This window comes from Comamonas sp. C11, from assembly GCF_024496285.1.
Lineage (GTDB): Bacteria > Pseudomonadota > Gammaproteobacteria > Burkholderiales > Burkholderiaceae_C > Comamonas > Comamonas testosteroni_F.
In genome coordinates, this window is record NZ_CP101743.1 from 2960206 (window position 1) to 2973975 (window position 13770).

At 60.8% G+C, this 13770-nt stretch carries 11 protein-coding genes and 3 pseudogenes; 9 read left to right on the top strand and 5 right to left on the bottom strand.

All coding sequences use genetic code 11. From position 1 onward, the window contains the following. The first annotated feature begins 18 nt into the window (after positions 1-18). The 4 genes from dapD to prmB all read left to right on the top strand — a co-directional run bounded on the left by dapD (position 19) and on the right by prmB (position 4414). Positions 19-852, top strand: a complete 834-nt coding sequence (gene dapD / locus NOX35_RS13500; RefSeq protein ID WP_256493572.1) for a 2,3,4,5-tetrahydropyridine-2,6-dicarboxylate N-succinyltransferase — start codon at positions 19-21, stop codon at positions 850-852. Between the two features lie 199 nt (positions 853-1051). Continuing rightward, positions 1052-2221 (top strand): PilT/PilU family type 4a pilus ATPase, encoded by a 1170-nt coding sequence (locus NOX35_RS13505; protein ID WP_256493574.1) that lies wholly within the window; start codon positions 1052-1054, stop codon positions 2219-2221. A 49-nt stretch (positions 2222-2270) separates the two neighbouring features. Continuing rightward, on the top strand, positions 2271-3470 hold the full coding sequence (gene dapE / locus NOX35_RS13510) for a succinyl-diaminopimelate desuccinylase (RefSeq protein WP_256493576.1): 1200 nt from the start codon (positions 2271-2273) through the stop codon (positions 3468-3470). Next, entirely contained in the window at positions 3467-4414 is a 948-nt protein-coding gene (gene prmB / locus NOX35_RS13515) for a 50S ribosomal protein L3 N(5)-glutamine methyltransferase (RefSeq protein ID WP_256493578.1), read from the top strand. Before dapE ends, prmB begins: the two co-directional genes overlap by 4 nt. 78 nt (positions 4415-4492) lie before the next feature. On the opposite strand, the gene NOX35_RS13520 is transcribed toward prmB, so the two are convergent. Genes NOX35_RS13520 through NOX35_RS13530 form a run of 3 tightly spaced genes read right to left on the bottom strand, consistent with a single transcriptional unit; the run spans position 4493 to position 7331 of the window. Next, positions 4493-5356: an SAM-dependent methyltransferase gene (locus NOX35_RS13520; RefSeq protein ID WP_256493579.1), complete on the bottom strand. Its 864-nt coding sequence runs from the start codon at positions 5354-5356 to the stop codon at positions 4493-4495. A 59-nt stretch (positions 5357-5415) separates the two neighbouring features. Further along, positions 5416-6414, bottom strand: coding sequence for a MerR family transcriptional regulator (locus tag NOX35_RS13525; RefSeq protein WP_256493580.1), 999 nt, complete (start codon positions 6412-6414; stop codon positions 5416-5418). Positions 6415-6470: 56 nt separating this feature from the next. Further along, positions 6471-7331, bottom strand: coding sequence for a ferritin-like domain-containing protein (locus NOX35_RS13530; protein WP_182287203.1), 861 nt, complete (start codon positions 7329-7331; stop codon positions 6471-6473). 185 nt (positions 7332-7516) lie between these two features. On the opposite strand from NOX35_RS13530, the pseudogene NOX35_RS13535 reads away from it, so the two are divergent. The 5 genes and pseudogenes from NOX35_RS13535 to NOX35_RS13555 all read left to right on the top strand — a co-directional run. Continuing rightward, a pseudogene (locus NOX35_RS13535) lies at positions 7517-7777 on the top strand (LysR family transcriptional regulator); the annotation flags it as partial. A gap of 22 nt (positions 7778-7799) precedes the next feature. Then, positions 7800-8186, top strand: a pseudogene (locus tag NOX35_RS13540) (AMP-binding protein); the annotation flags it as partial. After that, positions 8168-8662: pseudogene (locus tag NOX35_RS13545) on the top strand (hypothetical protein); the annotation flags it as partial. The pseudogenes NOX35_RS13540 and NOX35_RS13545, both read left to right, overlap by 19 nt. 99 nt (positions 8663-8761) lie before the next feature. After that, positions 8762-10810: an ABC-F family ATP-binding cassette domain-containing protein gene (locus tag NOX35_RS13550; protein ID WP_182282838.1), complete on the top strand. Its 2049-nt coding sequence runs from the start codon at positions 8762-8764 to the stop codon at positions 10808-10810. Positions 10811-10989: 179 nt separating this feature from the next. Continuing rightward, the gene (locus NOX35_RS13555; protein WP_256493583.1) at positions 10990-11112 is read left to right on the top strand and encodes a hypothetical protein; all 123 of its coding nucleotides are present in this window, start codon (positions 10990-10992) and stop codon (positions 11110-11112) included. Between the two features lie 432 nt (positions 11113-11544). Here NOX35_RS13555 and phbB read toward each other — a convergent pair whose 3' ends face one another. Continuing rightward, positions 11545-12282 (bottom strand): acetoacetyl-CoA reductase, encoded by a 738-nt coding sequence (gene phbB, locus NOX35_RS13560; protein WP_003064980.1) that lies wholly within the window; start codon positions 12280-12282, stop codon positions 11545-11547. A 260-nt stretch (positions 12283-12542) separates the two neighbouring features. Then, complete coding sequence (locus tag NOX35_RS13565; RefSeq protein ID WP_003064978.1) at positions 12543-13724, bottom strand: acetyl-CoA C-acetyltransferase; 1182 nt, start codon at positions 13722-13724, stop codon at positions 12543-12545. Positions 13725-13770: the final 46 nt, after the last annotated feature.

Here is a 13770-nt window from a genome sequence, read left to right on the forward strand (position 1 = left end):
TCTTTGACCGAAAACATCATGACGCAACAACTGCAATCCATCATCGACAACGCCTGGGACAACCGTGCCAATATCTCGCCTTCCGCCGCCCCCAAGGAAGTGGTGGATGCCGTGGAGCACGTGATTGCCGAGCTCAACAACGGCAAGCTGCGCGTAGCCACCCGCGAAGGCGTGGGCCAGTGGACCGTGCACCAGTGGATCAAGAAAGCGGTGCTGCTGTCCTTCCGCCTCAAGGACAATGCCCTGATCAACGGCGGTGCCCTGAACTTCTTCGACAAGGTTCCCACCAAGTTCGAAGGCATGAGCGAGGCTGAAATCGCCGCCACGGGCGTGCGCGTGGTGCCTCCGGCCGTTGCCCGTCGCGGCTCCTTCATCGCCAAGGGCGCCATCCTGATGCCTTCCTATGTGAACATCGGCGCCTATGTGGACGAAGGCACCATGGTCGACACCTGGGCCACCGTGGGCTCCTGCGCCCAAGTGGGCAAGAACGTGCACCTGTCCGGCGGCGTGGGCCTGGGCGGCGTGCTTGAGCCCCTGCAAGCCAACCCCACCATCATCGAAGACAACTGCTTCATCGGCGCTCGCTCCGAAGTGGTCGAAGGCGTGATCGTGGAAGAGAATTCCGTTCTGGGCATGGGCGTTTACATCGGCCAGTCCACCCCTCTTTTCAACCGTGAAACCGGCGAAATCACCTATGGCCGCGTGCCCAGCGGCTCGGTGGTGGTCAGCGGCAATATTCCCAAGCAGACCAAGGATGGCAAGGACTACTCCATGTATGCCGCCATCATCGTCAAGCGCGTGGATGCACAGACCCGCTCCAAGACCAGCATCAACGACCTGCTGCGCGACTGATGGGCTCCTGGCCATGCTTGCTCTGCCTTGATGCAGGCACCGCCGTGGCCGCCCCTGCTCACAAGCCTGCCCGCTCCCGAGCGTGCAGGCTTTTTTTCATGCCGGAGATCAGCTTTGCGCATCAAGCGCGACCTGCACCGAGTTGACACACGCTAACATGCGTGCATAGAGAGGCTGAGCGAAAAAGGATGAAGAAAAAATGAGCACCATGGAAAAAATTCTGCGTCTGATGTCCGAAAAAAAGGCCTCGGACGTCTATCTCTCGGCCCGTGCGCCAGCGCTGATCAAGATCAACGGCATCTGCATCCCCATCAACAATCAGGAGCTGCCGATCGAAGCTCCGCTGGCCTTGCTCTCCGAAGTCGTCAAGCCGGAAGCCATAGAAGAGCTCAAGCAGACGGGCGAGCTGAACATTGCCATTCCCATGAGCGGCATAGGACGTTTTCGTATCAGCGCCATGCGCCAGCGCGGCTCTTACGCAGTTGTCGTGCGCTTCATCTCGCAGCAGGTGCCCTCGCGCGACAGCCTGAACCTGCCGTCCATTGTCAGTGAGCTGGTCATGGAAAAGCGCGGCCTGGTGCTGATCGTTGGCGCCACGGGCTCGGGCAAGAGCACGACACTGGCGACGATGATCGACGAGCGCAACGAAACGCTCACCGGCCATATCCTCACGGTGGAAGACCCCATCGAATACCAGTTTCGCAACAAAAAATCCATCGTCAACCAGCGTGAGGTCGGCACCGATACCAGTACCCTAGCAATCGCACTCAAGAATGCGCTGCGCCAGGCACCCGATGTGATTCTGATCGGCGAAATCCGCGACCGCGAGACCATGTCGGCCGCACTGGCCTATGCCCAGTCCGGCCATCTATGCCTGGCGACCCTGCATGCCAACAACAGCTATCACACGCTCAATCGCATCCTGTCCTTCTTCCCCGAGGAGGTTCGCCCCAGCATGTTGGGCGAGCTGGCCGCCTCGCTCAAGGCCGTGATCTCTCAGCGCCTGGTCCGTACCGTCAACGGCACGCGCGTGCCGGCCGTGGAAGTCATGCTCAACACCAAGCTCATCAGCGACATGATCGTCAAGGGTGACTTCGGTGGCGTGAAGGAAGCCATGGAAAAATCCATGGCCGAAGGCTCGCAGACCTTCGAGGACGCACTGGCAGCCCTGGTGCGCAGTGGCACAATTGAGCGCAGTGAAGCGCTGGCCTATGCCGACTCGCCCACCAATCTGATGTGGCGCATGGATAATGACGTCAGCCACGCGGCCACTGCTGCCAACGCCCCGGCCGTCACCGATGTGATTCTGTCCGGCGATGACGATATGCCGTCCTTCACGGAAATCACCCTGGATGTCAGAACCGCCTGAAGCCGCCAGCCAAGGCGGCCTAGGCATTGTTTTAGTTTGAAGCCCCTCCATGTCCCGGACACTGCAACTGACCGAGCAGCTCATCAGCCTGCCCTCCGTCACCCCCGAAGATGCTGGCTGCCTTGAGCTGCTCGCCGATGCCCTGACACCCATGGGATTTACCTGCGAGCGCCTGAATAGTGGCCCCGCGGACTTCCGCGTACAAAACCTGTGGGCAAAACACTCTCCAGCTCAGAATCAACCTACACAAGACGCCATCGGTTCAGATAGGCCTGTGCTGGTCTTTGCCGGCCATACCGATGTGGTGCCGCCCGGCCCGCTCAAGGAATGGACCAGTCCGCCTTTCGTGCCCATGCACCGCGACGGCAAGCTCTACGGACGTGGTGCCAGCGATATGAAGACCTCGATCGCCGCCTTTGTCGTGGCGCTGGAAGAGTTTCTGCAGGCCACGCCCGAACCCGCCTTCGACATCGCCCTGCTGCTGACCAGCGACGAGGAAGGCCCCTCGATTGACGGCACCAAGGTCGTGGTCGAAGAGCTGCGCCAACGCGGCGAGCGCCTGGACTGGTGCATTGTTGGCGAGCCTACCTCGGTCAAACAGACCGGCGACATGATCAAGAACGGCCGCCGCGGCACCATGAGCGGCAAGCTCACCGTCAACGGCGTGCAAGGCCATATCGCCTACCCGCAGCTGGCACGCAACCCCATTCACGAGGCCTTGCCCGCACTCGCCGAACTCGCGGCCACTGTCTGGGACCGCGGCAATGCGTTCTTCCCGCCCACCAGCTGGCAGATCAGCAATATCCATGGCGGTACGGGCGCCAGCAACGTCATTCCCGGCCATGTGGTGATCGACTTCAATTTCCGTTTCTGCACCGAGTCCAGTTCCGACTCCCTGCAAAAGCGCGTGCATGAAATCCTGGACCGTCATGGCGTCGAATACTCGCTGGTCTGGACCGTGGGCGGACAGCCCTTTCTGACCACGCCGGGTACCCTGGTACAGGCCGTGCAGGCCGCCATCAAGGATGAGACCGGACTGGATACCGAGCTGTCCACCACCGGCGGCACCAGCGATGGCCGCTTCATCGCCCAGATATGCCCCCAGGTCATCGAGATGGGCCCGCCCAACGCCAGCATCCACAAGATCGACGAACACATCGCCGTGGCCGATATCGAGCCGCTGAAAAACATCTACCGCAAGACTCTGGAACAACTCCAGCGCCAGCAGACCGCAGCCCAGACCGCATGAGCAATACCAGCACACCCCCGATCTCGGGCAACACCGTTGCCGAACTGATTGCCAGCGGCGCTCAGGCTCTCAAAGCTGCCGGCGTGGCTTTTGGCCACGGCACGGCCACGGCCGAAGACGAAGCGGCCTGGCTGGTGCTCTGGAAGCTGGGCCTGCCCCTGGACAGTGAGCTCACTCCAGGTGCTCCGGAATCCGTAGAGAATCAGCCTGTATCCCTTGATATACAAGCGCAGACAGCTACTCTTTTTGAAGAACGTATCCGCAGCCGCAAGCCCGCCGCCTATCTGACGAACGAGGCCTGGCTGGTCGGTGTGCCCTTCTACATCGACGAACGCTCCATCGTGCCGCGCAGCTTCATCGCCGAACTGCTGGCCGATGGCAGCATTGATGGCTGGCTGTCCGACAAGACCGTACAGGTGCTCGACCTATGCACCGGCAATGGCTCTCTGGCCTGCCTGGCCGCCATGGCCTATCCCGAAGTCCGGGTGACCGGTGCCGATATCTCGACCGATGCCCTGGCCGTCGCCCGTATCAATGTAGACAAGCACGGGCTGCAGGATCGCGTGACGCTGCTGGAAAGCAACGGCATGAGCCAGGTGCCCGGCCCCTGGGATCTGGTACTGTGCAACCCGCCCTATGTGAACTCGGACAGCATGGGCAAGCTGCCTGCCGAGTACCAGGCCGAGCCCGAGCTGGCCCTGGCCGGCGGCGCCGACGGCATGGACTTCATCCGCCAGCTGCTTCAGGACTTGCCTGCGCGCCTGAACAAGGACGCCGTGGTGGTGCTGGAAATCGGCAATGAAAAGCCGTACTTCGAGGCAGCCTTCCCCGATCTGCCCGTGTTCTGGCTCGACACCAGCTCGGGGGATGAGCAGGTGCTGCTGATTACCGAGGAGGCGCTGCGCCACTGGCCCGAGGGCAATACCGCAGCCCTGCAACTGTAAGTTCTTTGTCCCGCATGCAAGGCACAGGCTGCTCAAAGCCCTGTGCCTTTTTGTTTATGCAGGTCTTTGAACAAGCGCTCAATCCCTCTTGACTGCACTCAGATAGCGAAAGCCGCCGCCCGCAATCTGCAGACCATCGCGCCTCCCCGCAAAGAAGCGGGCATTGAGCTGCGCTGGCCCCAGATCTTCTTCCACCTCGAAGCCCGCCGCGCCCAGCAGCCCCGCCATGCGCTGCGGCGTGCTGGATGCATGCCAGGGTTCGCCACCTGCGGCCATCATCTGCGCCGTAAACTGCATCATCAGCTGTTCCATGGGGCTGAGCTGCTGCTCATCCACTCTGTAGTCCAGCATGATGGTCGACCCTGTTGCCAGACGGCTCAGTGCAGATATTTCACGCTCGACGGCCTCATCGCTCAAATACACCAGCAGGCCCAGTATCGACAGACTGACTGATGAATCGAGATCCATGCCGGCAGCCGTCAAGCCCTGCACCGTCCCCGTTTCACGCAGATCAATGCCAAACTGACGCAGGCTTGAGGGCAACTCCCAGCCATTGCGCTCATACAGCCGGGTCTTCCAGGTCAGCATTGCCGGCTGATCCAGCTCAAAGATGCGTACAGCAGGCAACTGAGCCGCCATGCGCAAGGCCCAGGTATCCAGGCCTGCACCCACGATGGCGTACTGAATGCATCCCGCAGCCACGGCCTCCAGCAGACAGTCTTCGGCCCATCGGGCCCGGGCCACGATGCCGGCACGCAGCGACCGTGAAGCCACATCGTTATGCACCAGAGGCTGACGCAGCAGCTTTGCGGCCTCCGCGCTGCCGAGGGAGGCTACGGCAAAACGGTCAGCGAAAACCGGCTCGTCCTCCAAAATCTGATGAACGGCGCGTGCCATGGCAACACGCAGGGCCGAAGGGCTGGGACAATCAATCGCAGTCATCGCAAAACTCCTTGCTTTTCAACAAAGAGCACAGCTTCAGGCCTGACGTAGCGTGAGGGTCAAGCCTCGATGCTGTTCAGATAGTCCCTCAGCTTCGGCGATACAAAATGTCCGAGTGCCAGCACAGGCTCGGTAGCATAGGCCTGGGCCAGTTTGGCCGCCAGCAATGGATTGTTTCCGGCCGTCCGCAGTGACAGCTCCCGATAACGCACGCACAGTTGCCGTGCGACGGCAGTCTGGGATGCAACGCCCCGTGCCAGCAGCTTTTCGCCACTGGCGGCGAATACCTCCCAATCCGGCCCGGTAGAGCCGTCAAGCCCCTGCAGTTCCGCAGTCGTCAGATGACGCTGCAAGGCCGCCATCCTGAGGCCGATTGCCTGCTCCAGATAATTCAGCAGTTCAGGCTCAAGCCCTGCATGTCGAGCCGTCTGAGGCTCGTGTTCATGCATGCGGGCCCAGTTCTGGATCAGGCCCAAGCGTCCGCGAAAAACCGTCATCGCCACATTCATCCAGCGCTGTGCCAGCAGTTGCACCTGGGCGGTACCGACCCCCAGCCCCTCGGCACGGCACCTTAGCAGGGCATCGGCCACAGGCTGCCAGCGTGGCCTGGCCCTGCGCCAGCGTCCCAGCATCTGTCGTATGCCAGCAGCAGGCAGATACAGCTGATGAGCGTCCAGCAGCCGAATGCCAGCCAGCAAATCATCGAACGAGCCCTGCTGGCCAGAGACCGCATCCTCCAGAAACTGCAGCTTGTCCTTCAGCGCCCTGGCCTGGGTCAACATGCGCTGAGCCTCCTCTACCTGACGTTGCAACAAGTCCTTAGGCTCAATGCCCTGCCCCGCCAGCGCGGCAGCGATGGCCTCCAGACTCAAACCCAGCGATTTGAGCGATTGCACGGCATGCAGGCGCGCAATGTCTTGCGCACCATAGAGTCGATAGCCTGCTTCACTGCGCGCGTCTGGACGCAGCAGTCCAATGCTGTCGTAGTGATGCAAGGTGCGTACGCTCACGCCTGCACGCCTTGCCACTTCTCCGGTCGTGAGATAGGTTCCTGCCATGGAAGTCGAATGCCCGGACAACTGGAGCTGGCCGGGCTTGTTTGCAGCTACAAGACTCAGTACGACATCATGCGTGTCGCCAGCTTGGAGATGGGTGTGCGCACCATGCCCTCCACGCGTGCTGGCAGCAGCATGGGCTTGAGCAGCATGCGCACGGCCAGGTCGGCAGGCAGGCGACGACTGACCAGCTCGTAAATGCGCTGGGCCATGTCTTCAAAACGAGTGCTGCTATCGGCGAAATAAGGGCCCTTGTGCGCCCAGACATGCCGCAGCGCGATATCCGAATCGCTCTCTCGCAACTCCTTGAGGCGGCCGTACAGGGCCTTGGCAATGCGCATGCGGCCCACGGGCGACTGCTGCTGCAGCTCCTTGAAGTACTTGAGGAAATGCTTGAAGTGGTTGACCTCGTCGTTGCGGATATTGCCCAGCAACTCGCTCAGAACCGGCTCGTCGCTGAGTTCGCGCAAGGTGTGGTAGTAGGCTGTAGTGCCGGTCTCCACCACGCAGCGCGCCACCATTTCCAGGCGCGGGTCGGGGTAGAGCTCTTCCATGGTGCATAGCTGCGAATATTCGGCGAAAAAACTGTCATACGCTTTTTGCCAGGGAAACTCCGGCCACACGGCTTCCACATAGGCCCGCAGCGCGCGCCCGTGCTGCAGTTCTTCGGACTCCCATTGATCTTTGAGCCAGATCGCGATCTCGGGCCAGGCCGCGTAATGCTCGGCCAGGTTGGCCGCGTAAGTATCCGAGCCGGTCTCGATGAACGAGGCGCTCATCAGCAAAAAGAACAGGTCTTGATTGTTCTTTATGGCGCTGCGATCAATGGCAGAGAAGTCAATGTCTTCAATGCGCCAGTGGGCAGAGCCGTTTCTGCTCGGAGTGGTTGAAGGTGAAGAGAGGGACACGTTTTGCTGCATCAGTTGTAGGACCGACATACTGAATCTGTCGGACTTCAGACTTAGAGATATGCCATCTTGTCGACATCTGGCCCTTACGCCATGTCAGATTACACCGACATTACAGGAGACTAACAATTCTTCAAATAGCCTTCTACAGGCTTTCTTACCGGCTATCAAGCTGATTTTTCGAGTGGCAACCATGGATCTGCGTGCTGGAGGCCGGTTCGATCTCGCGGGCGGCCCATTCGCTCTATGTGGCCCAGCCGGCACTGACGGCGCAGATCAAGAAGCTGGAGTCAGAGCTCGGCGTCCAGTTGCTGGAGCGCAGCCATGCAGGAGTCACGGCCACGCCCGCAGGTACCCAGCTGTATGAGGATGCGCGCCGCCTGCTCTCCGATGCTGACGCCATGTGCGAACGCCTGCAGCGCCTACCCATGGGGCCGGAAGGATCGGTCAGTGCGGCGCAGCTTCATCAAGGATTTGCCCATGACCACTGCTTTACCCACGGCCCCTACGCCGGGCGCCCCTATGCCGGGCGCCCCTATATCCCATGTCGGTGCACTCGTTGCGCGCTGCTGCCGTATGTACGCCGGCCACCTTGCGGTAACCAGCGCCAGCAAGTACCTCAGCTATGCCGCGCTGGAGCAGCGCAGCAACCGCCTTGCCAATGCCTTGCTGGCTCAGGGTCTGCATCGTGGCGACCGCGTGGGCATCTACCTTCCCAACTGCGCCGAAATCGTCGAAATCGAGCTGGCCTGCTACAAGGCCGGCCTGGTCAAGGCGCCGTTCAACGCCCGCCTTTCATCCCGTGAGGTGATCGAGATAGCCGACAACAGCGATGCAGCCCTCATCGTCACCACGGCGGAACATGCCTAGAGCTTTCGCGCACAAAGCGTTCGCGCGAGCTGGGCTTCTACGGCATGAGGCTGCCCAGTGCCATGGGCGGCGAAGAGCTCTCGGTGCTGGACCAGGCGCTGATCAAGGAAGCCATCTATGCCAGCGGTTCGCCGTTCGCGCCGCATGTGCTGGGCGAGCTCAGCGGCCCGCCGCGTATCGGCTCTCTGGTGCGCAAGGCCACGCCTGTTCAGATGGAGCAGTCCATCGCGCCCATGGCGTGCGCCGAACGGGAGATCAGCGCCTTCTTCGTGGATCTGGCCGTACCCGGCGTGGAAGTGGTCAGCAGCTACAAGACCATGGCCGGGCAGTCGCACACCGGCGATATTCATCTGAACGCGGTGCGCGTGCCCGTGGCGCAGCTGATTGGCGAGCTAGGCCGCGGCCTGGCGTTCGAGCTTGAGCTGAAATTCACCGAAACCATGATGAAGCGCATAGGCCTCCAAGCGGTGTGAGGACTCCGACCGAGCCGCCGTGACCAGTGCGCCACTGCCGCCTGATCAATCCCGCAAGCTCATGGGTCTGCGGGCATTCGCGGATAATCGGCCCCAGTCATGATCAGTCTCAAGAACATCACGCTGCGCCGCGGCACCAAAGTCCTGCTCGACCAAGTCAGCACCACCATCAACCCGGGAGAGTCCGTCGGCCTTGTCGGCCGCAACGGTGCCGGCAAGTCCAGCCTGTTTGCCCTGCTCAATGGCAGCATCAGCGAAGACGGCGGTGATTTTTTCATCCCTCCTCAGTGGCGCATGGCACAGGTGGCCCAGCACATGCCGGAAACCGACGAATCTGCCACCCGGTTCGTACTGGATGGCGACACGCGCCTGGCCGAGCTGAACGCCCAGCTGGCTGCCGCCGAAGCCTCCGGCGACGGCATGGAGATCGCTCAGGCCTATGTGGATCTGGCCGATGCCGGTGCACATGATGCCGAATCGCGCGCGCAAGCCCTGATTCTGGGCCTGGGCTTCAAGGTGTCCGAGCTGGATCACCCCGTCAACAGCTTCTCGGGCGGCTGGCGCATGCGTCTGCAACTGGCTCGTGCACTGATGGCTCCCAGCGATCTGCTGCTGCTGGACGAACCCACCAACCACTTGGACCTGGATGCCCTGGTCTGGCTGGAGGCCTGGCTCAAGCGCTATAGCGGCACGATGATCGTCATCAGCCATGACCGCGAATTTCTGGACGCCATCACCAACGTCACACTGCAGATTCAGGGCGGGCAGATCAACCGCTACGGCGGCAACTACTCGCGCTTTGAAGAGCTGCGCGCCCAGCAGCTGGAATTGCAAGCAGCCAGCTTTGCCAAGCAGCAGGAAAAAATGGCTCACCTGCAGAAGTTCATCGACCGCTTCAAAGCCAAGGCCAGCAAGGCCAAGCAGGCACAAAGCCGGGTCAAGCAGCTGGAGCGCATGGAAAAGATCGGACCGGTGCTGGCCGAAGCCGAGTTCACCTTTGAATTCAAGGAACCCGCCAATCTGCCCAACCCGATGCTGGCGATTACCGATGCCAGCTTCGGCTATGAAGACGAAGACGGCAAGCAGACCACCATCTTGCGGGGCGTCAACCGTTCCGTGCTGGCAGGCCAGCGCATCGGCATTCTGGGAGCCAACGGCCAGGGTAAATCGACCCTGGTCAAGACCATTGCGCGCGAAATGAAGGCACTGGCCGGTACCGTGACCGAAGGCAAGGGCCTCAATATCGGCTACTTTGCCCAGCAGGAGCTGGACGTGCTGCGCCCCGGCGAAAACCCGCTGGAGCATATGATCCGTCTGGCCAAGGAACTCGGCGCTGCCGCACCTGCCGCCAGCCGCGAACAGGACTTGCGCAACTGGCTCGGCACTTTCAACTTCAGCGGCGACATGGTCAAACAGTCTGTAGGCAGCATGAGCGGCGGCGAAAAAGCCCGCCTGGTGCTGGCCATGATCGTCTGGCAACGCCCCAATCTGCTGCTGCTGGACGAGCCTACCAACCACCTGGACCTGGCCACCCGCGAAGCGCTGGCCATGGCGCTCAACGACTTTGACGGTACCGTGATGCTGGTCTCCCACGACCGCCACCTGCTGCGCGCCGTGTGTGAAGACTTCTGGATGGTGGGCCGCGGCGTTGTCGGCCCGTTCGATGGCGACCTGGACGATTACCAGCGCTATCTGCTGGAAGAGTCCAAGCGCCTGCGTGAAGAAGCACGCAATGCCGAACAGCAGGCCGCTAGCACGCCAAGGGTGCAAACTCTGGAAGAAATCAAGCCAAATCTGCCTGAAGCCTTTGCGCAAAAAGCGCCGGATGCTCCTAAAGCGGAAGCATTCAGCGACAGCGTGGCCGACCCCAAGGAGGCCCGCCGCCTCGCAGCAGCGGCTCGTCAGCAACTGGCCGAGAAGACCAAGCCCTTCAAGAAGGAGCTGGAGCAGATCGACAAGACGCTGCCCAAGCTCAATGCCCAGCGCAGCGCGCTGGAAGAAAAGCTGGCCACGCCCGGTCTGTCCGGTGGCGATATCGTGGAAGCCGGCAAGCAGTTGAGTACCGTCAACGCTGAAATCGATCAATTGGAGGAGCGCTGGCTGGAGCTTTCGGAGCAGATCGAAGCCCTGTCCATCGAAACCTGCTGAGACCGTAAAGCAAGCCCTGCCATCGCCCCGCCTTGGCAGGGCGCTATTCATTTTGAACAGGTGCAGCAGTTGCTGACAACATCAGCAAACGTGAGTTGCATTTTCTTGCGCTGTTGATTCAGCTTCTTGTCAACCTGCAGTTCAGGCCAGGCGTTGAACACGCAAAGGAGTGAACTGCGATGACCACCACTGTTACCGACACCGCCAAAGCCCAGCCCGCACAAGCCGCAGCAGCTATGTCTCTGATGGCTTGGCCCTGGGACGAACGCGATCGCAAGCGTGTCCCCGCATTTGCAGCCTGACTGTCACTGGATAAAAGAACAGGTAAAAAATTTCCAAAAAGCTGTCAACGAGCTGAATCCGTCAGACGTTAAACAGACATACAGGAGAGATTCCCATGCAAACCACGAACATCATGTCCATCTGGCCCGAAGACGAACGCGATCGCAAGCGCTAAGCGCTCGCCGCGCAGCACTGTGCAGACCAAAGCACAGTGCGTTGCAGCCAGGTGCCCGGGCAGTCGGCACTGATAGGCCAAAGAACCCACAAGCCTCACTGCCCCGCGCTCAATCAGCCGCTTGCGAAGCGGCACAAAAACTCAAGACCCGCATGAATGATCTCTGCGGGTCTTGTCATTTGAGGGCCTGCCGTTTCTTGCCCATAGGCTCGCAGAGTGAAGCGCCACAGGCATGAAAAAAGGAGCCGAAGCTCCTTTTGCCGAAGCCTGAAAAGGCTTAATGCATGTGCAGGCCGCCGTTGACGGCAAAGTCCGCACCTGTGGAATAGCTGCCCTCTTCCGAAGCCAGCCAGGAGATGATGGAGGCAATCTCCGCAGGCTCACCCAGACGCTTGACGGGCACGCCCGCCACGATCTTCTCGAGCACATCGGGGCGAATGGCCTTGACCATATCGGTGCCGATGTAGCCAGGGCTGACTGTATTCACGGTCACACCCTTGGCGGCCAGCTCTTGCGCCAACGCCATGGTGAAGCCATGCATGCCTGCCTTGGCAGCCGAGTAGTTGGTCTGACCGGCCTGGCCCTTGGCGCCGTTGACCGAGCTGATGTTGATGATTCGGCCCCAGCCCTTTTCCACCATGTCTGCCACCACCTGCTTGGTGACGTTGAACATGGAGTTGAGGTTGGTTTCGATGACCGACTTCCAGTCGTCCGGCGTCATCTTGACGAACATGCGGTCGCGGGTGATACCCGCGTTGTTCACCAGCACATCGATGTTGCCGTGCTCTGCCTTGGTCTGGTTGAAGGCTTCGACGGTGGATTCCCAATCCCCCACATTGCCAACCGAGGCATAAAACGTGTAACCCAATTGCGCCTGCTCGTCCAGCCACTTGCGGTAGTCGCGCGATGGTCCGCAACCCGCGATCACCTTGAAGCCATCCTTATGCAAACGCTGGCAGATTGCGGTACCAATACCGCCCATGCCCCCCGTGACGTACGCTACTTTCTGACCCATTCATCTCTCCTGTCAATCAATGGTTATTTCACGATCACACTATCAACGATAAGAATTCTTAGAAATTGCTTATCGTTTTGAACGCCACACACCTTGCACGCTGGCCATGCCAGTATGCAATCGAGTAGGTCCCAATGAACCCGCTTTCGCCGTGGTTTACCTCGTGATCTTCCCTAGGGTCGACGGGAGGCTGGCATCAGCGGGCTTCCCAGACTGCACCGATCTTCAGGAGCACCGGAGCAGTCTGCAATCCTGAAGCCTCAGCAGGCTTCCACAGCCATAGCAACACCCATGCCACCGCCGATGCACAAGCCGGCCAGGCCCTTCTTGGCACCGCTGCGCTGCATTTCATGCAGCAGCGTCACCAGAATGCGGCAGCCCGATGCACCAATGGGGTGACCGATGGCAATGGCACCGCCGTTGACGTTGACCTTGGCAGTGTCAATGCCCAGATCCTGATTCACCGCGCAGGCCTGTGCGGCAAAGGCTTCGTTGAGTTCGAACAGGTCCACATCGGCCGCCTTCCAGCCGGCGCGATCCAGCGCCTTGCGCGTGGCATAGACAGGACCCAGACCCATGACCTCGGGGGCCAGGCCGCTGGTGGCATAAGACACGATCTTGGCCAGAGGCTTGAGGCCCAGAGCCTTGGCCTTGGCCGCCGTCATCACCACCACGGCCGCTGCGCCGTCGTTCAGACCCGAGGCATTGCCAGCCGTCACCGAGCCTGCCTTGTCGAAAGCGGGCTTGAGGGTGGCCAGCACATCGGCATTGGTCTTGCGGTTGACGTATTCGTCGCTGTCGAACACGATGGGGTCACCCTTGCGCTGGGGAATGCTCACTGGAACGATTTCGTCCTTGAACTTGCCCGCATCCTGCGCGGCCGCAGCCTTTTGCTGGCTGGCCAGCGCCAGCGCATCCTGCTGCGCGCGGCTGACGTTCTTTTCCTTGGCCACGTTCTCGGCAGTGATGCCCATGTGGTACTGGTTGTAGACATCCCACAGACCGTCCACGATCATGGTGTCCACCATCTTCCAGTCACCCATGCGCTGACCGTCGCGCGAATTGGGCACGGCATGGGGCGACAGGCTCATGTTTTCCTGGCCCCCGGCGACCACGATTTCACTGTCGCCGGTTGCCACGGCCTGAGCCGCCAGCATCACGGCCTTCAGGCCGGAGCCGCAGACGGCATTGATCGTCAGCGCAGGTGTCTCCTTGGCAATGCCGGCTGCCATCATGGCCTGACGCGCAGGATTCTGTCCGGCCGCCGCCGTCAGCACCTGACCCATGATGACTTCACCGACCTGATCCTTGCCCACCTTGGCACGGGCCAGAGCCTCGGAAATCACGGTCGCACCCAGCTGGGTTGCAGGAATCTTGGCCAGAGAGCCGCCGAACTTGCCGACCGCCGTACGTACGGCGGAAACGATAACGATGTCTTCCATTGCTGACGAACCTTTCTAGGTTTCTTACAAGTGATGCATGCGTGCG